General features: G+C 62.8%; 18 protein-coding genes. 11 read left to right on the plus strand and 7 right to left on the minus strand.

Annotated features, from left to right (window positions below; translation table 11 throughout):
- Positions 1-118: 118 nt before the first annotated feature.
- The 10 genes from tkt to ABRP30_RS02445 all read left to right on the plus strand — a co-directional run bounded on the left by tkt (position 119) and on the right by ABRP30_RS02445 (position 10409).
- Complete coding sequence (tkt, locus tag ABRP30_RS02400; RefSeq protein WP_267820551.1) at positions 119-2116, plus strand: transketolase; 1998 nt, start codon at positions 119-121, stop codon at positions 2114-2116.
- Positions 2117-2305: 189 nt separating this feature from the next.
- Complete coding sequence (gene epd, locus ABRP30_RS02405) at positions 2306-3367, plus strand: erythrose-4-phosphate dehydrogenase (RefSeq protein WP_241804041.1); 1062 nt, start codon at positions 2306-2308, stop codon at positions 3365-3367.
- 12 nt (positions 3368-3379) lie between these two features.
- The gene (locus tag ABRP30_RS02410) at positions 3380-4543 is read left to right on the plus strand and encodes a phosphoglycerate kinase (protein WP_267820552.1); all 1164 of its coding nucleotides are present in this window, start codon (positions 3380-3382) and stop codon (positions 4541-4543) included.
- A gap of 32 nt (positions 4544-4575) precedes the next feature.
- On the plus strand, positions 4576-4794 hold the full coding sequence (locus tag ABRP30_RS02415) for a hypothetical protein (RefSeq protein ID WP_241804039.1): 219 nt from the start codon (positions 4576-4578) through the stop codon (positions 4792-4794).
- A gap of 64 nt (positions 4795-4858) precedes the next feature.
- A complete protein-coding gene (locus tag ABRP30_RS02420) occupies positions 4859-5188 on the plus strand; it encodes an MliC family protein (RefSeq protein WP_241804038.1) in 330 nt (109 codons plus the stop codon).
- 101 nt (positions 5189-5289) lie between these two features.
- Positions 5290-6354 carry a class II fructose-bisphosphate aldolase gene (gene fba, locus ABRP30_RS02425; RefSeq protein WP_008093958.1) on the plus strand — a complete coding sequence of 355 codons (1065 nt, stop codon included), beginning with the start codon at positions 5290-5292 and terminating at the stop codon, positions 6352-6354.
- 198 nt (positions 6355-6552) lie between these two features.
- Positions 6553-8673, plus strand: coding sequence for an EAL domain-containing protein (locus ABRP30_RS02430; protein WP_349975198.1), 2121 nt, complete (start codon positions 6553-6555; stop codon positions 8671-8673).
- A gap of 39 nt (positions 8674-8712) precedes the next feature.
- Entirely contained in the window at positions 8713-9213 is a 501-nt protein-coding gene (locus ABRP30_RS02435; RefSeq protein WP_267823861.1) for a M48 family metallopeptidase, read from the plus strand.
- 12 nt (positions 9214-9225) lie between these two features.
- Complete coding sequence (locus ABRP30_RS02440; RefSeq protein ID WP_241804035.1) at positions 9226-9522, plus strand: helix-turn-helix domain-containing protein; 297 nt, start codon at positions 9226-9228, stop codon at positions 9520-9522.
- A gap of 149 nt (positions 9523-9671) precedes the next feature.
- On the plus strand, positions 9672-10409 hold the full coding sequence (locus tag ABRP30_RS02445) for an ABC transporter substrate-binding protein (RefSeq protein WP_267820559.1): 738 nt from the start codon (positions 9672-9674) through the stop codon (positions 10407-10409).
- 22 nt (positions 10410-10431) lie between these two features.
- Here the strand turns inward: ABRP30_RS02445 and yccS are convergent, their stop codons facing one another.
- The 4 genes from yccS to mdtD all read right to left on the minus strand — a co-directional run bounded on the left by yccS (position 10432) and on the right by mdtD (position 16905).
- Positions 10432-12615, minus strand: a complete 2184-nt coding sequence (gene yccS, locus ABRP30_RS02450) for a YccS family putative transporter (RefSeq protein WP_267820561.1) — start codon at positions 12613-12615, stop codon at positions 10432-10434.
- Positions 12616-12698: 83 nt separating this feature from the next.
- Positions 12699-13880: an NAD(P)/FAD-dependent oxidoreductase gene (locus ABRP30_RS02455; RefSeq protein ID WP_267820563.1), complete on the minus strand. Its 1182-nt coding sequence runs from the start codon at positions 13878-13880 to the stop codon at positions 12699-12701.
- A gap of 147 nt (positions 13881-14027) precedes the next feature.
- A complete protein-coding gene (gene dbpA, locus ABRP30_RS02460; RefSeq protein ID WP_267823863.1) occupies positions 14028-15365 on the minus strand; it encodes an ATP-dependent RNA helicase DbpA in 1338 nt (445 codons plus the stop codon).
- A gap of 112 nt (positions 15366-15477) precedes the next feature.
- Complete coding sequence (mdtD, locus tag ABRP30_RS02465; protein ID WP_241804032.1) at positions 15478-16905, minus strand: multidrug transporter subunit MdtD; 1428 nt, start codon at positions 16903-16905, stop codon at positions 15478-15480.
- Between the two features lie 263 nt (positions 16906-17168).
- Here mdtD and ABRP30_RS02470 point away from each other — a divergent pair, with 263 nt between their 5' ends.
- Complete coding sequence (locus ABRP30_RS02470) at positions 17169-18149, plus strand: RHS repeat-associated core domain-containing protein (protein WP_349975199.1); 981 nt, start codon at positions 17169-17171, stop codon at positions 18147-18149.
- A gap of 124 nt (positions 18150-18273) precedes the next feature.
- Here ABRP30_RS02470 and ABRP30_RS02475 read toward each other — a convergent pair whose 3' ends face one another.
- From ABRP30_RS02475 to ABRP30_RS02485, 3 genes are read right to left on the minus strand one after another with little or no spacing between them, the layout of a single operon-like run.
- Positions 18274-19593, minus strand: a complete 1320-nt coding sequence (locus tag ABRP30_RS02475; RefSeq protein WP_349975200.1) for a TldD/PmbA family protein — start codon at positions 19591-19593, stop codon at positions 18274-18276.
- Positions 19593-21035: a TldD/PmbA family protein gene (locus ABRP30_RS02480; protein ID WP_349975201.1), complete on the minus strand. Its 1443-nt coding sequence runs from the start codon at positions 21033-21035 to the stop codon at positions 19593-19595. Before ABRP30_RS02480 ends, ABRP30_RS02475 begins: the two co-directional genes overlap by 1 nt.
- Before the next feature lie 32 nt (positions 21036-21067).
- Positions 21068-22870 (minus strand): acyl-CoA dehydrogenase, encoded by a 1803-nt coding sequence (locus ABRP30_RS02485; protein WP_349975202.1) that lies wholly within the window; start codon positions 22868-22870, stop codon positions 21068-21070.
- Positions 22871-23054: the final 184 nt, after the last annotated feature.

The following is a 23054-nucleotide window of genomic DNA, read 5'->3' on the forward strand; positions in this document are numbered from 1 at the left end:
TTCTCTTGCTGATTAAAGCGTGCCGCTGGCCGCTTAAATGTTTGCCCCCAGCCCCCCAGTGGGGGAAAATGGCCGCCTTTTTCGTTACACCACCTATTCAAGCCCCAGGAGATAAGCGATGCCCAGCCGTCGTGAACGTGCCAACGCCATTCGTGCCCTCAGCATGGATGCCGTGCAAAAGGCCAACAGCGGCCACCCAGGTGCCCCCATGGGCATGGCGGATATCGCCGAAGTGCTTTGGCGCGACTATCTGAAGCACAACCCGAGCAACCCGAGCTTCGCCGACCGTGACCGCTTCGTGCTGTCCAACGGCCACGGCTCGATGCTGATCTATTCGTTGCTGCACCTGACCGGCTACGACGTCACCATTGACGACCTCAAGTCGTTCCGTCAGCTGCATAGCCGTACCCCGGGCCACCCCGAGTTCGGCTACACCCCGGGTGTGGAAACCACCACCGGCCCGCTGGGCCAGGGTTTGGCCAATGCCGTGGGCTTTGCCTTGGCTGAGAAAGTGCTGGGTGCCCAGTTCAACCGTGAAGGCCACAACATCGTCGACCACAACACCTATGTGTTCCTCGGCGACGGCTGCATGATGGAAGGCATCTCCCACGAAGTCGCCTCGCTGGCCGGCACCCTGGGCCTGAACAAGCTGGTCGCCTTCTATGACGACAACGGCATCTCCATCGACGGTGAAGTGGAAGGCTGGTTCACCGACGACACGCCCAAGCGCTTCGAGGCCTACAACTGGCTGGTGATCCGCAACGTCAACGGCCACGACGCCGACGAGATCCGCACAGCTATCGAGACTGCGCGCAAGAGCGACCGTCCGACCCTGATCTGCTGCAAGACCATCATCGGTTTCGGCTCGCCCAACAAACAGGGCAAGGAAGACTGCCACGGTGCTCCGCTGGGCAACGACGAAATCGCCCTGGCCCGCAAGGAACTGAACTGGAACCACGCGCCGTTCGAAGTTCCTGCCGACATCTACGCCGAATGGGACGCCAAAGAAGCAGGCGCCAAGGCTGAAGCCGAGTGGAACAAGCGTTTCGATGCCTATGCCGCCGCCTTCCCGGAGCTGGCCAGCGAACTCAAGCGCCGTCTGAGCGGTGACCTGCCGGCCGACTTCTCCGAAAAGGCCGCTGCCTACATCGCTGAAGTCGCTGCCAAGGGCGAGACCATCGCCAGCCGCAAGGCCAGCCAGAACACCCTGAACGCCTTCGGCCCACTGCTGCCGGAATTCCTTGGCGGCTCGGCCGACCTCGCCGGCTCCAACCTGACCCTGTGGAAGGGTTGCAAGGGTGTGGACGCCAACGACGCCAGCGGCAACTACGTGTTCTACGGCGTGCGCGAATTCGGCATGACCGCGATCATGAACGGCGTCGCCCTGCACGGCGGCCTGGTGCCTTACGGCGCGACGTTCCTGATGTTCATGGAGTACGCCCGTAACGCTGTGCGCATGTCCGCCCTGATGAAACAGCGCGTCATCCATGTGTACACCCACGACTCCATCGGCCTGGGCGAAGACGGCCCGACCCACCAACCGATCGAGCAACTGACCAGCCTGCGCAGCACGCCGAACCTGGACACCTGGCGCCCGGCCGACGCAGTCGAGTCGGCTGTGTCCTGGAAGCACGCCCTGGAGCGCAAGGACGGCCCTTCGGCGCTGATCTTCTCGCGCCAGAACCTGCAGCATCAGGCGCGCGACGCCCAGCAGATCGCCGATATCGCCCGCGGCGGTTACGTGCTCAAGGACTGCGCCGGCGAGCCTGAGCTGATCCTGATCGCCACTGGCTCGGAAGTGGGCCTGGCTGTTCAGGCGTTCGACAAGCTGAGCGAGCAGGGCCGCAAGGTGCGTGTCGTGTCGATGCCGAGCACCAGCGTGTTCGACGCCCAGGATGCGGCCTACAAGCAGTCGGTACTGCCGCTGGAAGTGGGTGCACGTATCGCCATCGAAGCGGCTCACGCCGACTTCTGGTACAAGTACGTCGGCCTCGAAGGCCGTGTCATCGGCATGACCACTTACGGCGAGTCGGCTCCGGCCAGCGCACTGTTCGAAGAGTTCGGCTTCACCCTGGAAAATATCCTGGGTACTGCCGAAGAGCTGCTGGAAGACTGATGTAACCAAGGAGGGCGGTGACGCCCTCCAGGTCGTGTAGGGGAGGGCCTTGCCCTCCATCGCGATGCAAGGCCGCTTCTACAGTTACCGCGCAGACTCGATGCTGGCGAGGTAACTGCAGAAGCGGCCTTGTGCCGCGATGGGCCGCAACGCCGCCCCAACAGCCACCCTGCGTTAGCGAGCCCACCCATGCCTCACCCGCGTCCCTTCAAAGTTGCACTCAACGGTTACGGCCGCATCGGCCGCTGTGTCCTGCGCGCACTGTTTGAGCGTGGGGCAAAGGCGGGCTTCGACATCGTTGCTTTGAACGACCTGGCCGACCAGGCCAGCGTGGAATACCTGACACGCTTCGACTCCACTCACGGCCGATTCCCCGGCGATGTGAAGGTCGACGGCGACTGTCTGCATATCAATGGCGACTGCGTGAAGGTCCTGCGCAGCGCCACCCCCGAGGGCGTCGACTGGGCCGCCCTGGACATCGACCTGGTGCTGGAGTGTTCCGGCGCCTATCACACCCGTGCCGATGGTCAGCGCTTTCTCGATGCCGGCGCGCCGCGGGTGCTGTTTTCGCAGCCCATGGCCAGCGAGGCCGATGTGGATGCAACGGTGGTCTACGGCATCAACCAGGCTTGCCTGACCGGCGCCGAGCGGCTTGTGTCCAACGCCTCCTGTACCACCAACTGTGGCGTGCCGCTGCTGCGGGTGCTGGACCAGGCGTTCGGCATCGAGTACGTGCAGATCACCACCATTCACTCGGCGATGAACGACCAGCCGGTGATCGACGCCTACCATCATGAGGATCTGCGCCGCACGCGCTCGGCTTTCCAGTCGGTGATCCCGGTGTCCACCGGTCTGGCGCGTGGTATCGAGCGCTTGCTGCCGGAACTTGCCGGGCGAATACAGGCCAAAGCGGTACGCGTGCCGACCGTCAACGTGTCGTGCCTTGACATTACCCTGCAGACCGGCCGTGACACCACTGCTGCTGAAGTCAACCGGGTGCTGCGCGAGGCGGCGCTGGATGGCCCGCTCAAAGGCTTGCTGGCTTACACCGAATTGCCCCACGCCAGCTGTGATTTCAACCATGACCCGCATTCGGCGATCGTCGATGCCAGCCAGACACGCGTCTCGGGCCCCCGCCTGGTGAACCTGCTGGCCTGGTTCGACAACGAATGGGGTTTTGCCAACCGTATGCTCGACGTTGCCGAACATTATCTGCACGTCGTCCACCCAACCCGCACCAAACAGCCCTGAAGGACTGCATTCATGACCGTGTTGAAGATGACCGACCTCGACCTGCAAGGTAAACGCGTACTGATCCGCGAAGACCTCAACGTGCCTGTGAAGGACGGTGTGGTAACCAGCGACGCGCGTATCCTGGCTGCGCTGCCGACCATCAAGCTGGCCTTGGAGAAGGGCGCGGCGGTGATGGTCTGCTCGCACCTGGGCCGCCCTACCGAAGGTGAGTTCTCGGCCGAAAACAGCCTCAAACCAGTTGCCGACTACCTGAGCAAGGCCCTGGGCCGCGACGTTGCGCTGGTCGCCGACTACCTCGATGGCATCGAGGTCAAGGCTGGTGACCTGGTGCTGTTCGAGAACGTTCGCTTCAACAAGGGTGAGAAGAAGAACGCCGACGAGCTGGCGCAGAAGTACGCGGCCCTGTGCGACGTTTTCGTCATGGACGCCTTCGGTACCGCTCACCGTGCCGAAGGCTCCACCCATGGCGTGGCCAAGTTCGCCAAGGTCGCTGCGGCTGGCCCGCTGCTGGCCGCCGAGCTGGACGCCCTGGGCAAGGCCCTGAAGGCACCGGCCAAACCCATGGCCGCCATCGTTGCCGGCTCCAAGGTGTCCACCAAACTGGACGTTCTGAACAGCCTGAGCTCGGTTTGCGACCAGTTGATCGTGGGTGGCGGCATCGCCAACACCTTCCTGGCCGCCGCCGGCCACCCGGTGGGCAAGTCGCTGTATGAGCCTGACCTGGTGGAAACCGCCAAGGCCATCGCCGCCAAGGTCAGCGTACCGCTGCCAGTCGACGTGGTGGTGGCCAAGGCGTTTGCCGAGAGCGCCGAGGCCACCGTCAAGGCCATCGCTGACGTGGCTGCTGACGACATGATCCTGGACATCGGGCCGCAGACTGCGGCCAACTTCGCCGAACTGCTGAAATCGTCGAAAACCATCCTGTGGAACGGCCCGGTCGGTGTGTTCGAGTTCGACCAGTTCGGCAACGGCACCCAGGTACTGGCCAAGGCCATCGCCGAAAGCGCCGCATTCTCCATCGCTGGTGGTGGCGATACCCTGGCTGCCATCGACAAATATGGCGTCGGCGCCGAGATCTCCTACATTTCTACCGGTGGCGGTGCATTCCTCGAATTCGTCGAAGGCAAGGTACTGCCGGCGGTGGCGATTCTGGAAGAGCGGGCAAAAGCCTGACAATGGCGGCGCCTGGCAAAGGGAGCGACCTGATGGTCAAGCAATTGCCTGTGATCTTGCTGGCGGGTTTGCTGAGCGCATGCTCCAGCAGCCCGCCCTCGGACAACGATCCGGCGCAGCCGCCCAAAGGCGGGTGCTACCAGTCTGAGTGGCAGGCCGAGACCGTGCCGGTAATCAGCAAGCGCGTGGGCCCGGAAGGCCTGGAAAAGTATGACGAAGACCACCAGCGCAAGGCGCCTGGCTGCCCATGAACCGATGCGCTTCGTCGGTGCAGGCAACCAAGTGACCGTTGTGTGGTCATCTAGAGGATATGCAATGAAAGCGCTGATGGCCTTGATGGCCCTGGCGACACTGGCAGGATGCTCGCTGCTGCAGCCGGCGCAACCCGCCCCGGCAGCCACCTGGACCCGCTGGGTCTGTGACAGCCAGAACGAAGTGCTATGGCGCTTCGCCGATGCACAACAGGATTCGGTCGACGTGCGCCTCGGCGGCGGCGACCAGGTCTACCGGCTCAAGGCCGAGCCCAGTGCCTCGGGTGCGATGTACAGCGATGGTGTGCTGGCCTTCCATACCAAGGGCGAGGAAGGCCTGGTGTACTGGGTGGCAACCAATGATCTGATTGGGCGGGGCTGCAAGGCACCGTGACTGGCCGGGCCGCACGGGTGGCCCACACTACTTGAACAGCAACCGCCCCTGCGGCAGGCTTGCACGAAACAAAACGACGCTTGTCGGGAGAGAGATACACAATGGCACTCATTAGCATGCGCCAGATGCTGGACCACGCCGCCGAGTTCGGTTACGGCGTTCCAGCTTTCAACGTCAACAACCTCGAGCAGATGCGCGCCATCATGGAAGCGGCCGACAAGACCGACTCGCCAGTGATCGTCCAGGCTTCTGCCGGTGCCCGCAAATACGCTGGCGCGCCATTCCTGCGTCACCTGATCCTGGCCGCCATCGAAGAATTCCCGCACATCCCTGTGTGCATGCACCAGGACCACGGCACCAGCCCTGACGTGTGCCAGCGTTCGATCCAGCTGGGCTTCAGCTCGGTCATGATGGACGGCTCGCTGGGTGAAGACGGCAAGACCCCGACCGACTACGAGTACAACGTCCGTGTCACGCAGCAGACTGTCGCCATGGCGCACGCCTGCGGTGTTTCGGTCGAAGGCGAGCTGGGCTGCCTGGGTTCGCTGGAAACCGGCATGGCCGGTGAAGAAGACGGCATCGGCGCCGAAGGCGTGCTGGACCACAGCCAAATGCTCACCGACCCGGAAGAAGCCGCGGATTTCGTCAAGAAAACCCAGGTGGATGCCCTGGCCATCGCCATCGGCACCAGCCACGGCGCCTACAAGTTCACCAAGCCGCCGACCGGTGACGTGCTGGCGATCGACCGCATCAAGGAAATCCACAAGCGCATCCCCAACACTCACCTGGTGATGCACGGTTCTTCCTCGGTACCGCAGGAGTGGCTGGCGATCATCAACCAGTACGGCGGCGACATCAAAGAAACCTACGGCGTACCGGTCGAAGAAATCGTTGAAGGCATCAAGCACGGCGTGCGCAAGGTCAACATCGATACCGACCTGCGTCTGGCTTCCACCGGTGCCATGCGCCGCCTGATGGCGCAGAACCCAAGCGAGTTCGACCCGCGCAAGTTCTTCGGCGAAACCGTCAAAGCCATGCGCGATGTCTGTATCGCTCGTTACGAAGCCTTCGGCACCGCCGGCAATGCCTCGAAGATCAAGCCGATCTCCCTGGAAGGCATGTTCCAGCGTTACCTGAAAGGTGAGTTGGCCGCCAAGGTCAACTGATCACAGGCCGCCACGAAAAAACCCGCAGAAATGCGGGTTTTTTTATGGGCCAATGGCCAGCAAACAACCGTTAGTCGACTACCCTTACATTTAGTCGTTGATAGCGTTCTGATTGCATTGCGCGTTACGCACTCGCGTCTAGAGTGATTAATCGGATCCAAATTGCACGTCGAAGTCGGTCATACAAGAGAAAGCAGCATGGATGGCGCTTACCCTCAACCACCGGATGGCAACTCGGTTCTCCTGGTGGTGGACGATTACCCTGAGAACCTCATAAGCATGCGCGCCTTGCTGGCCCGCACAGATTGGCAGGTGCTGACCGCAGGTTCAGGGATGGAAGCCTTGAGCGCCTTGCTGGAGCACGAAGTAGACCTTGTGCTGCTCGACGTGCAGATGCCGGAAATGGACGGTTTCGAGGTTGCCCGGCTGATGCGTGGCAGCCACCGGACCAAGCTGACTCCGATCATTTTCCTCACCGCCAACGAGCAGTCCGATGCCGCCGTGCTCAAGGGCTATGCCAGCGGTGCGGTGGACTACCTGTTCAAGCCGTTCGACCCGCAGATCCTCAAGCCCAAGGTGCAGGCGCAGCTGGACCAGCAGCGCAACCGGCGCATGCTGCAACGCTTGACGCGCGAACTGGAGGCAGCCAGGGCGTTCAATGCGTCCATCCTGGAAAATGCCGCCGAAGGTATTCTGGTGGTCGACGCTCACGGCAGCATCAGCTTTGCCAACCCGGCGATCTCGCGCCTGCTCGATGCCCCTTTCGAGCAATTGCAGGGCGCGCAGTTGCTTGGCTTGCTGCAACTGCCCAATGCCACCTTATGGAGCGAATCGGATTTTCATCACGCCTACCAGTCGCGGCAGATTTTCCGTGTACACGATGCTCACCTGCGCACGTCAGGCGGCCACCTGGTGCCGGTAGCCTTGTCCTGCGCGCCGCTGCCGGCCGATCAGCAGGCGATGGTGGTGACGGTGCTGGACATGTCGGTAGTGCGTAATTTGCACCAGCAGCTCGAATACCAGGCGGTCACCGACCCGCTCACCGGCCTGCTCAACCGCCGTGGGTTCTATCAGGCAGCTGAAAGTGTGCTGCTGCGCAACGAACGCTCGGACAAGACGCAGGCTTTGATGTACATGGACCTGGATGGCTTCAAACGGATCAATGATTCGCTCGGCCACGATGCCGGGGACCGGGTACTGGGTTGGGTTGCCGAGCAGCTCAAGGACTGCCTGGGCAGTGAGGCGCTGCTGGCACGCATGGGCGGAGACGAGTTCACTGCGCTGTTCGATGGCCTGCCGTATCCGGAACAAGCCGGCCGCTTTGCCGAGCAACTGCTTGAGCGTGTGTCCGTTCAGCGGCAGGTGGCCGGCCTGGATGTATCCCTGGGTGTCAGCATCGGTATTGCCACCTACCCGGACTGCGGTGCCACGGTCGAAGGCCTGTTGCGTGCCGCCGATGCGGCGATGTATGCGGCCAAGCAAGCTGGGCGCGGGCAGTACCGTTTCTACGACCAGGAGCTCAATGGCCGGGCGCGTTCACGGTTGATGCTCGAGGACAGCGTGCGCGACGCGGTCGAGTCGCAAGGTTTCAACATGGTGTACCAACCCCAGGTCGCTTTCGCCGACGGGCATCTGCGCGGTTTCGAAGCCCTGCTGCGCTGGCAGCACCCCAGTGTTGGCGATGTACCGCCGGGCTTGTTCATCCCCTTGCTGGAGGAGGCGCGACTGATAACGCGCCTGGCCAGCTGGATCTACCGCCAGGGCGCGGCGCAGCGCCAGGCTTGGTGTGAGCGTTTTGCGCCGGACCTGGTGCTGGGTATCAGCCTGAGCCGCGCTCAGTTCGCCATGCCTGGGTTGGTCGATGAGTTGCAGCGGGTGATAGAGGATTACCAGCTCAACCCGGCGCAGCTGGAAGTGGAAGTCGCCGAGACCTCACTGATGTACAACATCGACGCGGCGATCAAGCAGATCCACCGCCTGCGCGAGTTGGGCGTGCGCGTGGCGCTGGACGACTTTGGTGCTGGCGACTGCTCCCTGCGCATGCTGCGCGACCTGCCTATCGACACCTTGAAGTTGGACCGCCACCTGGTGGCGCGCCTGCCCGATTCGGCGGCGGATGCCGCCCTGGTGCGCAGCGTCATCGGCCTGTGCGCCGATTACAACGTCACGGTCATCGCCGAGGGCGTGGAAACAGCGGCCCAGGCCACTTGGCTCAAGGCAAACGGTTGCGCCTACGTGCAGGGCTTTCTTGTCGCTCGCCCGATGACCGCCGCCGATGCCAGCGGCTTCCCGGCAATTTTTCCCTGGCCGGGGTCCTGATTGGCTAGAATCGTCATTCGTTACGCCGAATGCCATGCCATGACCGTCTTACGCTATTTGCAAGCTTACCCGCCGCACCTGCAGGAGCAGGTGCAGCTGATGATCGACAGCGACCGCCTGGGTGACTACCTGCAGCGCCGCTATCCCGGTCGCCATGACGTGCAGAGCGACAAGGCGCTGTACGGCTACGCCCAGGCATTGCGCCAGCAGTACCTGCGCAGTGCGCCCAGCCTGGACAAGGTATTGTTCGACAACCGTCTGGACCTCACCCACCGTGCGCTCGGGCTCAATACTGCGGTATCGCGGGTGCAGGGGGGCAAGCTCAAGGCGAAGAAGGAAATCCGCATCGCCTCGCTGTTCAAGGAGGCCGCGCCGCAGTTCCTGCGCATGATCGTGGTACACGAGCTGGCGCACCTGCGCGAGCGTGACCACAGCAAAGCCTTCTATCAGCTTTGTCAGCATATGGAGCCGGACTACCACCAACTGGAATTCGACCTGCGCGTCTACCTGACCTATCGGGAGCTGCCGGGTAACCTGTAAGGATCACGCAGCATGGATGTGAGCAAGACCAAGAGCAGTTTCTATCGCCGCCTGTACGTGGCCTGGCTGATCGACAGCCAGACCGCTACCAGCGTGCCCGCCTTGATGGAAGCCACCGGCATGCCGCGCCGCACCGCGCAGGACACCATCGCTGCGCTGGCCGACCTGGACATTGTCTGCGAGTTCGAGCAGCAGGACGGGGCGCGCAACCACGCCGGGCATTATCGTATCCGTGACTGGGGAGCGATCGACAAGCAGTGGATCATCCGCCACCTACGCCAGATCAGGGAAGTGCTCGGCTACCCGTAAGTCTGTGAGTCTATGTGCCTCGGCCAAATTAGAGGCTAATTGACACTATTGGCCGCTGCCCTGTACGGCGGCTTTGTGTAGTCTCTCTACCAGCGTTATCGAAGACCGCCATCAACAGCCTGTGCCCCCTATTGCAAAAGGACTTGAGCATGCGGCCACTGTTTTGCGTTCTGGGAGTGTTGGCCGTAATGCTGGCGGCGCCAGCCCTGGGCCAGGCCAAACTGCGGCTGGTGGCCGATACCTGGCCGCCGTTCACCGATGCCGGTATGCCCGGTGGTGGCCTTGCCACCAGTATCGTCACCACGGCGCTGGCGCGTGCAGGTTACCCCAGCGAGTACGAGGAAGTACCGTGGGCGCGGGCGCTGCTCGGGGTGAGCGAAGGCCGCTACGACGTACTGATCAATGCCTGGTACAACGATTCGCGCACCCGCATCGGCCAGTTTTCCAAGGCCTACCTGACCAACCGCATCCGTTTGCTCAAGCGCAAGGGTGACAGCTTCCGTTACAGCCGCCTGGCCGATCTGTACCCCTACAGCATTGCCGTGGTGCGTGATTATGCCTACTCACCGGCATTCGATAGCGACACCCGCTTGCACAAGGTGCCGGTACGCAACTTTTCCTCCGCCGTGCGCATGCTGGCTGCTGGGCGGGTAAACCTGGCGGTGGAAGATGAGTTCGTGGCGCGCTACAACCTGCAGCGCGAACCGGAGTCGGTGCGCAATGTGGTGGTGTTGGTCGAACCCGCGCTGGGCGAGAACACCCTGCATATCCTGGTCAGCCTCAAGCACCCGGAGCATCGGCAGATCGTCGAGCGATTCGAGCGCAGCATCGAAGCGATGAAGGCAGACGGCAGCTATGCACGGCTTCTGCGCCAGCATGGCTTTTGATCTGCGGCGCAGGCAAGAACGATCAGGCCGGTGAGCTCTCTTTGATCAAGTGCGCTGCCAAGGTGCGCAACGGCCCCAACTGCCGGCAGATCAGCGCCAATTGGGTTTGCACCAATCGTTGATGTTCATCCAGTTCTTCGGGCATCTGCTCCAGCGTATTGGCCAAGGCTTCCTCTGCATCGCTGTGGATCGCCACGGGTAACCGCGCCGCCAGGCCGTTGGCGATTTCGTCGAGGCTGGCGGCCAATGCCTGCCCCGCGCCCTCGATCAGCTGCTCATGGACTTCTGCCGGTAGCGCCGTATCACGGTGCGCCCCCAGCCCTGAGAGGTAGCTGAGCAAGGTGTGCGACAGCACCAGGAAGCGGAAGCCCACATCGGCCTCCTTACGGAAGTGCCCCGGCTCCATGAGCATGTTGGCCAGTGTGGTGGACAGCGCTGCGTCGGCGTTGTGTGCGTTGCGCCGGGCCAGACGGTAGGCCAGGTCATCGCGCTTGCCGTGGGCATACTGCTGCATGATTTGACGCAGGTACACACTGGCGCAGGCCAGGGTGTTGGCCAGCGCCTTGTTCAGGCGCCGGCCCTGCCAGTCGGGGAGGAACAGGAACACCGCGACGATGGCGATCAGGCTACCGACCAAGGTATCGAACAGCCGTGGCAGGAACAGGCCGTAGCCATCGCCGATCTGGTTGAAGCAGAACAGGATCATCAGCGTGATCGCCGCCGTGGCCAGGGTGTAGCGGGTGGTCCGGTTGACGAAGAACACCACCCCGGCCACCACTGCGAACGCCGATTGGATCAGCTGATTCGGGAACAGGTCGAACAGCGCCCAGCCAACGGTCAGGCCGATGGCTGTGCCGAAGATCCGCTGCACGAGCTTGCGCCGGGTCGCGCCATAGTTGGGCTGGCAGACGAACAGGGTGGTGAGGATGATCCAGTAGCCTTGGGTCGGGTGGATCAAGTGCACCATGCCGTAGCCCACCGACAGCGCCAACGACAGGCGCAGGGCATGGCGGAACAGCAGTGAGGTCGGTGTGAGCTGGGTGCGCAATCGCTTCCACACATCCTTGAGGTTGCGTGGCGAACGGTCGAGCAGGCTGCTGTCGCTGGCGTCGGCCAGGCTGTCCGGGTTGCTGGCGGCGCCAAGCAGGCGGTCCAGCGTGGCCAGGTTTGCCGCCAGGGCGCGTAGTGAGCGCAACAGCCCGCGCCAGGCGGGATTGTTCTGGTTGCGCAGGTGCTCCAGCGAGGCGTTGAGGTCATCGAGGGCCTCGGCGAAGCCGGTGGCCAGAACGAACGGCTGGCGCAGCCGGATCGAGCGTGCCAGTTCCTGGCAGGACGCCCCTTGTTTGCGCAGCAGGCGCTGGCAGCGGAACATCACGTCGCTGTGGAAGAACGCCTCGGTCAGGGCGTTGTAAGGGTAGTGCGAGGCGCTCACCCGTTCGTGGATGTCCTGGGCCAGGAAGTACAGCTTCAGGTAGCGGCTGACCTTGGAGTTGGGTTGGCTGTTGCCGACCCGGTGCAGAATGATCTCCTTGGCGGCGTTCAGCGCGGCGACCACCTTGCCGTTTTGCCGGGCCAATGCCAGGCGCTGGGCTTCGACATCGAGTGTGCGAATCGGCTCGAACAAGCTGGCCTTGAGCTTGAGGTAGGTGCCCAGTTCGAAGAACAGTTTGGCCAGGCTCTGCTGTACCGGTTGGTTGGAGAACAGTGCCTGCCACAGTACCGAGAGCAAGCCATACCAGGCGGCACCGGCCACCAGCAGCATCGGTTCATGCCAGAAGTCGCTGACTTCGCCGCCGCGCTGGTCCACGCCGATCATGGTGTACACCGATAGAATCAGCGTTGCCGACGCAATCGCTCCGTAGCGTTCACCCAGTGCGCCAAGCATGGTCAGGGAGAAGGCGGCCAACGCCATGGAGATGGCGAAGATCCAGGGGTAGGGGAACAGCAGTTCCACCGAAATTGCAGCGATGGCGAAACACACCAGGGTGACGAGCAACGCGCTGAGGCGGCCTTGCCAGCTATCGTCGGTCTCGGCCAGCGCGCTGGCGATGATGCCGAGGAACAACGGGATGAGCAGGCTCATCTCGTTCTGGTACCAGCACCAGGCCATGCTGCCGGTGAGGGCGATGGTCACCCGGATGGCGTAGCTGAATTTGTCTTGACCCCACAGGCGACGCAATGACTGACGGAATGAACTCGATGACATGATGGCCTGCTGGCAGTGATCGAATGAATGCATTACGGCACGGACCAGCAAGAAGCGTTCCGTGCTGCTGAATGGATTCTACTCTACACGAACTGTGCTGCAGCGTTGGCTGATGCCCATGCCCATTGGAAATTGAAACCGCCCAGATGGCCGGTGACATCCAGCACCTCGCCAATGAAATAGAGGTTGGGGGATTTCAGCGATTCCATGGTTTTCGACGACACCTCGCGGGTATCGACGCCGCCCAAGGTGACTTCGGCGGTGCGATAGCCTTCGGTGCCTGCCGGTACCAGCTGCCAGGCGGCCAGTTTGTCGGCGATCTGCGCCAGCTCCGCCGGGGTGTACTGCTTCATGGGTTTTGATTCGAACCACTGTTCGGCCAGTAGGTTCGCCAGCTTGCGGGTGAACACCTCGCCCAAGACGGTCTTGAGTTCCGCGTTGGCGCGCTCGGCCTGCTGCTGTTGCAGCCAGATGAGCGCATCACGGTCGGGCAGCAGGTTGATTTCAACGGTGTCGCCGGCCTTCCAGAACGAGGAAATCTGCAGGATCGCCGGGCCGCTGAGGCCGCGGTGGGTGAACAACAGGTTCTCGCGGAAGCGGGTGCCGTTGCAGCTGGCTGTGCAATCGAGCGAGGTGCCCGACAGTTCGGTGCACAATGCCTTGAGTTGAGGCTCGGTGATGGTGAACGGCACCAGGCCTGCGCGGGTCGGCAGCAAGGTATGGCCGAACTGGCGGGCTACCTGATAGCCGAAGCCGGTCGCGCCCAGCGTTGGAATCGACAGGCCGCCGGTGGCGATCACCAGCGATTGGCAGGCGAACTGGCCGGCGCTGGTTTGCAGGAGATAGCCGCTTTCGGTCTTCTCGATCTGCTCGATGCTGGTGTTCATGCGCAGCTCGGCACCGGCTTCGTCGCATTCGGCCAGCAACATGTCGAGGATGTCGCTGGCCTTGTTGTCACAGAACAGCTGGCCGAGCTTCTTCTCGTGGTAGGGCACGCCATGCTTGGCCACCAGCTCGATGAAGTCCCATTGGGTGTAGCGGGCCAGGGCCGACTTGCAGAAATGTGCGTTCTGCGAAAGGAAGTTGGCCGGCTCGGTGTACATATTGGTGAAGTTGCAACGCCCGCCACCCGACATGAGGATCTTCTTGCCGGGCTTGTTGGCATGGTCGAGCAGCAGCACCCGGCGGCCACGGCGGGCGCTGAGCTGGGCGCACATCAGGCCGGCGGCGCCGGCGCCGAGGATGATCACGTCGGTGGTGTGCACGGTGTTACCTCATTGCTGGTTCGGGGCCGCTGCGCGGCCATTGCAGGCAAGCCAGCAGCCACGGATATTGCACAATGCCTGAGGCCTGTGGTGGTCCTGTGGGAACTGGCTTGCCGGCGATGGGCTGCAAAGCAGCCCCAAAAGATGTCAGAGAATGCGGACTTTCAGGGCGCGGCCCTTGATCTTGCCGCTGTTCAGCCGCTGCATCGCCTGCTTGGCCAAGGCCCGCTCCACGGCCACGAAGGCCTGGAAGTCAAAGATGGCGATCTTGCCCACCTGCTTGCCCGGGATGCCGGCATCACCGGTCAGCGCACCCAGGATGTCACCCGGGCGCAGCTTGTCCTTGCGGCCTGCGGCGATACACAACGTGGTCATGACCGGCAACAGCGGTTCGCCACCTTTGTTCTTCAAGCTGTCCAGCTGGTCCCAGCGCAGCGGGCTCTTTTGCAGTGCCTCGATGGCCTGGGCGCGATGGCCTTCGGCCGGTGCCACCAGGCTCACGGCAATGCCTTTCTCGCCCGCGCGACCGGTACGGCCGACGCGGTGCACGTGGATTTCGGCATCGCGCGCCAGCTCCACGTTGATGACCATGTCCAGGCCATCGATATCCAGACCGCGTGCAGCCACATCGGTGGCTACCAGCACCGAAGTGCTGCGGTTGGCGAACATCGTCAGCACTTGGTCACGGTCGCGCTGCTCGAGGTCGCCGTGCAGGGCCTGGGCCACGATGCCTTTGGCGGTGAGGTGGGCGACCACGTCTTCGCACTGCTGCTTGGTGAAGCAGAATGCCACGCAAGACTGCGGGCGGTAGTGGCCGAGCACACGGGTGACGGCCTCCAGACGCTGTTGCGGGTCGATCTCGATGAAGCGCTGTTCGATCTGGTTGTCGGTGTGCAGGCTCTCGACCTTGACCTGCTGCGGCTTGCGCATGAAGTCGGCGGCCAATTGCTCGATACCGGCCGGGTAAGTGGCGGAGAACAGCAGGGTCTGGCGGCGCGACGGGGTCTTGCCGATGATGCTGGCGATGGCGTCGAAAAAGCCCATGTCGAGCATACGGTCGGCTTCGTCCAGCACCAGGGTATTGAGCCCGTCGAGCACCAGGGTACCCTTGTCCAGGTGCTGCTGGATGCGCCCTGGGGTGCCGACGATGATGTGCGCGCCATGCTCCAGCGAAGCGATCTGCGGGCCCAGCGACACCCCACCGCACAGGGTGAGGATCTTGATGTTGTCTTCAGCGCGGGCCAGGCGGCGCAGCTCTTTGGCAACCTGATCGGCAAGCTCGCGGGTGGGGCACAGAACCAGTGCCTGGCAACCGAAGTAACGCGGGTTGATCGGGTTGAGCAGGCCGATGCCGAAGGCAGCGGTCTTGCCGCTGCCGGTCTTGGCCTGGGCAATCAGGTCCTGGCCTCTGAGGATGACGGGCAGGCTCTGGGCCTGGATCGGTGTCATCGCGGCATAGCCGAGGGCGTCCAGGTTGGCCAGCATGGCGGCGGACAGCGGCAAGGTGGCAAAAGCGGTGGTTTCGGTGGTCACGAGGCGGGCCTGCGTTGCGAAGCGAAAAATGCCACGCAGTCTACCAGCCTCATGGCCATTCGCCCTAAGACTCCATGTGCTGTTCCGGACGACGGGCACGCCTTCCGTCCGTCGGCGACAGCTGCAGAAAGATCGCCGCCGCCAGCATGGCCATGATACCGATGGTCACGAAGGTCAGCTGGAAGGCGCCCAAGGTGGTGTCCACGCCATCGGCATTGCCAGCTGCGGTGAAACCGCCAAGCAGTGCGCCTGCGCAGGCTACGCCCAGGCTCAGCGACAGCTGCGCGACCACCGATAGCAGGCTGTTGCCGCTGCTGGCGCTGGCATCGTCGAGGTCGATCAGGGTTACCGTGTTCATGGCGGTGAACTGCATGGAGTTCACCGCGCCCAGCAGGGCCAGTTGCACCAGCAGTACGGCATACGGGGTTTGCCCGTCGACCAGCCCCAGGCTGGCCAGCAGCAGGCCGAGCAGCACGGTGTTGCCGGTGAGGACGATCCGGTAGCCGAGCCGCTCGATCAGCGGCCGGGCAACGGACTTGGCGACCATCGCGGCCGCCGCCAGCGGGATCATGCTCATGCCGGCCTGCGCTGGCGAATAGCCCAGCGCCACCTGCAACAGTAACGGCACCAGGAACGGCAGGGCGCCGCTGCCCAGGCGGGCGAACAGGTTGCCCAGAATACCGATGGCGAAGGTGCGCACCCGGAACAGGCTGGGCGAGAACAGCGGTTCGGGATCGCGCCCGGCGCGCAGCCAGTAAGCCGCCAGGCATGCCATGCCGGCGAACAACAGCAGCATCACCCGCAGGTGCGGAAGGTGCAGTTCGCCCAGGCCTTCCATGGCGATGGTGATCAGCACCATCGCGGCGCCGAACAGCAGGAAGCCCGGCGTGTCGAAACGGGTCCGTTCGGCGCCGCGCAGGTCGGGGATGAACTTCCACACGGCGTAGCAGCCGATCAGGCCGACCGGCAGGTTGAGCAGGAAGATCCAGTGCCAGCTGAGAATTTCCACCAGCCAGCCGCCAACCGTCGGGCCCAGCAGCGGCCCCAGCAGGCCGGGGATGGTGATGAAACTCATGATGCGCACCAACTCGGTGCGCGGGTAGGCGCGCAGCACCACCAGCCGCCCGACCGGCAGCATCAGGGCGCCGCCCAGGCCCTGCACCACACGGGCAAAGATCAGGAAACCGAGGCTATTAGCGGCGGCACACAGCAGCGAGCCGAAGCTGAACAGCAGGATGGCACTGAAGAAGATGCGCTTGGTGCCGAAGCGGTCGGCGATCCAGCCCGAGGCGGGGATCAGCAGGGCCACGGTGAGCATGTAGGCGATGATCACACCCTGCATGCGCAGCGGGTCTTCGGCCAGCGAGCGGGCCATGGCTGGGAGCGCGGTGTTGAGGATGGTGCCGTCCAAGGACTGCATGAAGAAAGCGATGGCCACCACCCAAGGGATCCAGCGGGCGGTGGTGGGGTCCAACGGGGTGCGTTCGGGCATTTTATCCTCAAATCATGGGCTGGACAGGCACGGGCAGTTTCATGTGGAGGGGGAAAGCCGGTGCGTTATCTCAGAGACCTGCCGAGTTCCTGCGGATTCAACCGCTTGATGCAGAGCCAGATATTTGACGGTCCTATCACTTTTACCAGTTGAGCATTCGACGATACAGGGTGATTGTAGAGGGAGGCGTGACGGCATGCAGGTTTCTCGCCTCACGATTGCTGTGGGTCGAGGTGGGCCTTACCTGGGCGAGGAAGCAGGAAATGCTGTTTTTCTACGAAAAAGGATGTTTGGCCATGCTGATGGATGCCGCAGGGGCTGAACGCCTGATGCGGTCTGGTCGGCTACCGCTGGTCCTGGGCCAGGCTGATTGTAGGCGATTGATAGCGACTGACGTCTCTTCATCGGTGCTCAGGGCGATCACTGGCAGCACAGGCGATCACGCGCTTTGTTACGACGCGTACGGCTGCGACGGTGTGCCTGGAAGGGCCAAACTTAGTTTGGGTTTCAATGGTGAACTTTACCTTCCGCGGCAGACGGTGTATGCGCTGGGCAATGGCGAGCGTTTTTACAGTCCCAGACTCCGGCGCTTCTGCTCTCCTGATAAGTCTGGCCCCTTTACATCGGCGGGTATTAATGATTATGCCTATTGTCGAGGAGATCCCGTCAACTTTATCGACCCGAGCGGGCGTGCTGGCATTCCTACTCTTCAATTTTTGGCAGGTCGGGAAGTGGGGCGCAGGTCCCTTGTAGACTTCTTTAGTAGGGAGACGCTCGCGCATAATGGAATAATTAGCTACAGCCGGGCGGCAGAGGTTCTAGCGCCGCAGTCGATGGCTGGGCTGGACGATGGGATTGGAATAAATCGAATGGTGCAGGATACTGCTGCTTACGACCCGAAGGGTTTTGCCAAGTATATGAAGAGCTATCTTCCAATGACGGATAAGGTATCAGCCACAGCTGTGAGAGATGTCATTAACTCCGTCGAGAGAGGGTTGGACTCTCAACACATTCACATCTCACAGACTTTACCTCCGTCAGCACGGGGTGCTCCAAAAATCAACATTAGTTATACGGGTATGACGGAGGTGCATGCAGTCAGGCTAAAAGCGGCTCTTGAGCCGTACGAGAGTCGTATTAGCCAACCTAAACTGCCCGTTAGAAATTATCAGCCCATTCCGGTCCGGAAGTCTGTTGAAGTCATGGCCTTGTGGAATGAAACCAACAGTATTCGAAGCACGTAGGGGTTCGATAATAGGGCTGGGTAGCATTGACATGGTTCCCTAGCACAGGGTATCCGTAGCATGCTCTGCATTATACTCCTCTTCACAGTCTGGTCAGGCCTGCGAAGAGGTTGGTATTGCCCTCCTATAGTGTCAATGTCAGGCCTTTGACCAGTGCCCCGGGCAAATGACTCGACCCAGTGCTGCGCTGTCCATAGGTGCTGGTCGACAGGATCATTTCCCGCTCACAGGTCAGGTCTTCCAGCTGGCTGCCCAGCAAGTTGTACAGGCTGTCATCGAAACGCATGGTGCTTACCGGCCCCTGGATCTGGCCGTTTTCCACCCAGAAGGTCGCGAAGCGGGTGAGCCCGGTCATGCGCGCTGCCGGCAGGTCCGAGTAGTTCAGGTACCACAGGTTGCTGATGTACAGGCCAGTACCCAACCGCGCCAGGATGTCTGCGTTGGCAAGATTTCCCGCTGCCAGGCTGAGGGCGCAGGGCGATTCGTAGCTGTCTGCGCCATTGGCCAGCAACTCGAACTCAGCGGCGCTGCGGGCACTGATCAGCCGTTGCTGCGCCTGTCCTTGCTGAATCAACGGCACATCCAGGCGCGGTGAGCCTTCATCGGAAAACGCCGGGCTCAACGAACCGCTGACTTGCTCGGAGAAGCTCACCAGCGGGCTAAGCCGCGCATCGCCGTTGTACAGGCGCTGCAAGGCACTGTTGCCAGTCGCCAGGGCCTGCGCGGAAAAGCCGCCCCAACACAGCATGCCGGCGATCTCGTCCATCGCTGCCGGCGCCAGGAAAGCGCGGTAGCTACCCGGCTTGAGGGTGACCGCCGGGCGCCCGAGAAAGCCCAACTGCTCCCGCGCCTGGCGCAGGCGTGCGCTGAAGTCGTCGGCGCTCCACGACTGGCCGGCATAGTTGGCCTTCACCGCCTCGCCGTTTGAGTGGAACAGGCTCCAATCGAAGTTGAAGCTGTTGGCCTGGTGCCAGCCGAAGGCGCCGAACGAGCTGGCGAAGCCTCGGCAGATCGGGCCCGCGGCGTATATACCGACCAGGTCGAGGTCACCGGCTTCATGCTCCAGCAGCGCCAGCACTTCGCTCAGGTCTGGCAGCGCCTGCGCTTGTTGGCTGTGGCTGTGCCAGGCGCTCTCGTCCAGGCGCAGGTAAGGGGCGACGGCCAGCAGTGGCAGTGTCTGGCGCAGCTGCTGCAGCGCATCCGCCAAGCGTTGGCGATCCAGCTGCGCATCGCCGCTCAAGGTCACTTGCTGTTCGGCCTGGCGGCCATCGCGGATCAGCCGCAGTTGCGCGCTGGCCTGGCTCACTTCGCCGGCCTGGCGGACCTTGGCGTGGTTGAAACGCACGAATTGCGACTGCTCGGCGCTGTAGCTCAGGGTGAACTGCTCGCCCGCGTGCAGGCCGGCGCGTACGTCCCCGACCAGGGTTTCGAAAGCCTGTTTCATCACGCGTCTCCTCCGAATACGTCGATCTGGCGGAACACGCAGGCCGGCGAGGCGTGCCCTACGCGCACCACCTGGTTAGGTTCGCCCTTGCCGCAGTTGGGCGTGCCCAGCACCTGGAAGGTGCTGCGGTCGCCGACTGCCGACAGGTTGCGCCAGAACTGCGCAGAGATGCCGCGGTAATTCGGGTTCTTGACGATGCCCTTGAGCTGGCCGTTCTCGATCAGTTGGCCCCATTCGCAGCCGAACTGGAACTTGTTGCGCGCATCGTCGATGGACCAGGAACGGTTGGTACGCATCAGGATGCCGTGCTCGATGCCTCCGATCAGTTGCTCGAGAGACTGGTCGCCCGGCTCGATGTTGAGATTGGCCATGCGGTCGATGGGGGCCCGGTTCCAGCCGCAGGCGCGGCTGTTGGCCACGCCGTCCAGGCCGGAGCGGAACTGCGACAGCGCCCCGCCCAGCGGGCGCAGCAGCAGGCCGTCGCGGATCAGGAACTGCTTGCTGGCGGCACTGCCGTCGTCATCGAAGCTGTAACTGGCCAGCTCTTCGCCAATGGTTGGGTCGAAGGTCACGTTGAGCAGGCTGGAACCGTACTGCAGGTGGCCGAAGTCGCTGGCGTTGACGAAGCTGGTGCCGGCGTAGTTGCGTTCGTCACCGAGGATGCGGTCCATCTCCAGAGGATGGCCGATGGATTCGTGGATCTGCAGCATCATCTGGTCGGGCATCAATAGCAGGTCGCGCGGGCCGCTGGGGGTGTTAGGGGCCAGCAGCAATTGCAGTGCCTCGTCGGCTACCCGGCTGGCCGCGCCGACCAGGCCACAGCGCTCGATGATTTCGAAACCACCCTGCTGGCCGAAGTTGTCACGGCCAAGGCTGCGGCTTTGGCTGTCCTGGCCATCGCTGGCCGTTACGCCAAGGCCTGGGAACAGAAAACGTTGGGCATGGCGCAGTTCGGCGCCGGCGGAGTTGAGGTAGGTTTGCTCGACCAGGCTCAAGCCCAGGCTGGCCTGCCAGTCCACCAGGCGGCTGTCCTTGGGTACGCTGGCCGATTCGGCGGCGAGCAGGCCCAGGCAATCGGCAAGGCTGGGGACGGGCTGGTCGAAGTTGGGCGAGACATGATCGTGGCGTGCGCTGGCCACGGGCTGGTCGCGCAGGTCCAGCAGGCTGTGCCGGGCGATCTGCCGGGCCAGCGTCTCGGCTTGCTCCAAGGCGCGCTGCAGCCCAGCCTGGGACAGGTCGGCCGTCGCCGCATAGGCCTCCACGCCATTGACCCGCACGGTGAGCATGGCGCCTTCGTCCAGGCTGAAGCATGGCGGTTCGGCGACATTGCGGCGAACCGACAGCGCTTGGTGCGACTGTTTTACATGGCGTAGGGAAAACAACTCGGCCGTACTGCGCAGCGCAGCAAAGCGCTGGCGCAGCAGGGCGCTGGAATCGAACATGCGCAAGCCTCCGTGTACACGGTGGCTCCCCCTTAGAACCACTCGTCCTGCATGCCGAGGCAAGTGTTGTCGCGCGCCTCGAGCAATGCCAGCTCATTATGGCAGCCTGGTACTTCCCAAGTCAGGAAATAACGGGCTGCCTGCAGTTTGCCCAGGTAGAAGTCGCGGTCTGCGGCATTGCCCTTGAGCAGGCCAAGTTCGGCATGGATCGCTTGCTCCAGCCAGCGCCAGCCGATCACGCAATGGCCAAAGGCCTTGAGGTACAGCGCCGAGTTGGCAAGCGCGTCGGCAATCTGGCCTTGGGCAAGATCACCCAGCAGGGCAAGGGTCACGGCTTGCAGGCGACTGACCAGTTGCTCGAGGGGTTGGCGCAAGGTATCAAGATCGGGGTGGTGGCTGGCGCGCTCCGCGGTGCTGGCGATCAACCGAATCAGCTGCTTGAGGCCGGCGCCATTGTTTAGCGCCAGCTTGCGTCCGAGCAGGTCTAGCGACTGGATGCCCTCGGTGCCTTCGTGGATCGGGTTCAGGCGGTTGTCGCGGTAGTACTGCTCCACCGGGTATTCGCGGGTGTAGCCGTGGCCGCCGAGGATCTGAATCGCCAGTTCGTTGGCCTTGAGGCAGAAGGTCGATGGCCAGGACTTGACGATCGGGGTCAGCAGGTCGAGCAGTTGCTGGGCTTGAGCGCGGCCGTTTTCGTCGCTGGCGGTGTGGGTGTCGTCGAACAGCCGCGCGGCGTACAGGCCCAGGTCGAAGGCACCTTCCACGTAAGCCTTCTGCGCCAGCAGCATGCGCTTGACGTCGGTGTGGCTGATGATTGGAACCGCAGCGCTTCGAGGATCCTTGTTATCCGGCAACCGACCCTGGGGCCGTTGGCGCGCGTATTCCAACGCGTACAGGTAGCCGGCGTAACCGAGCATGACCGCGCCCATGCCGACACCGATACGTGCCTCGTTCATCATCTGGAACATGCAGGCCAGGCCCTGGTGCGGCTGGCCCACCAGATAGCCGACACACTGCCCGTTATCGCCGAAGTTCAGCGCGGTGGACGTGGTGCCGCGCCAGCCCATCTTGTGGAACAACCCGGCCAGCAGCACGTCGTTGCGTTCGCCACGGCTGCCGTCCTGATTGACCAGGAATTTCGGGACGATGAACAGCGAAATGCCTTTCACCCCGGCTGGTGCATCCGGCAGCTTGGCCAGGACCATGTGCACGATGTTTTCCGACAGTTCGTGGTCGCCGCCGGAAATGAAGATCTTGTTGCCTTTGATCCGGTAGCTGCCATCGCCGGCAGGTTCGGCACGGGTGCGGATATCGGCCAGCGACGAGCCGGCGTGCGGTTCGGTCAGCGCCATGGTGCCGAAGTAGCGCCCCTCGATCATCGGCTGCAGGAACAGACGTTTCTGCTCATCGCTGCCGAAGCTTTCGATCAGGTTGGCCGCGCCCATGGTCAGGAACGGGTAGGCCGTGGTGCCGGCGTTGGCGGCCTGGAAGTGGGCAAAGCAGGCTTGCGAGACCAGGCTGGGCAGCTGCATGCCGCCGACTTCGAAGTCGCGGTTGGCATTGAGGAAGCCTGCTCCGAGGAAGGCATCGACCGCCGGTTTCACCTCAGGGATCAGTTCGGCGCGGCCATCCACATAGCGCGGCTCGTTTTCATCGGCCTTGCGGTTGTGCGGGGCGAAGTACTTTTCGGCGATGGTGCGGGCGGTGGTCAGCGCGGCGTCGAACGTTTCGCGGCTGTGCTCGGCGAAGCGCGGGCGCTGGGTCAGGGCTTCTGCGTCGAGCACCTCAAAGAGTTCGAAGGCGAGGTTGCGGGGGCTGAGCAGGGTCTCGGGCATGGCGGCGGTCCTGAGGCGGGATGCTGCGAGTGTAGGGAATCGGCTGGCGAGGGGGGAGATTGATAAGTTTGGGTGATATGGGTTCAAAACGAGGAATGGGACGCGTGTTTGGCGTGCGTGTGGAGCATTTCAACGTTATACGCCGAGAGAAATTTCCCACCACATTCCTCTGTTTCGAGACAGG

This window comes from Pseudomonas sp. WHRI 8519 (assembly GCF_040224055.2).
GTDB classification, from domain to species: Bacteria; Pseudomonadota; Gammaproteobacteria; order Pseudomonadales; family Pseudomonadaceae; genus Aquipseudomonas; species Aquipseudomonas putida_X.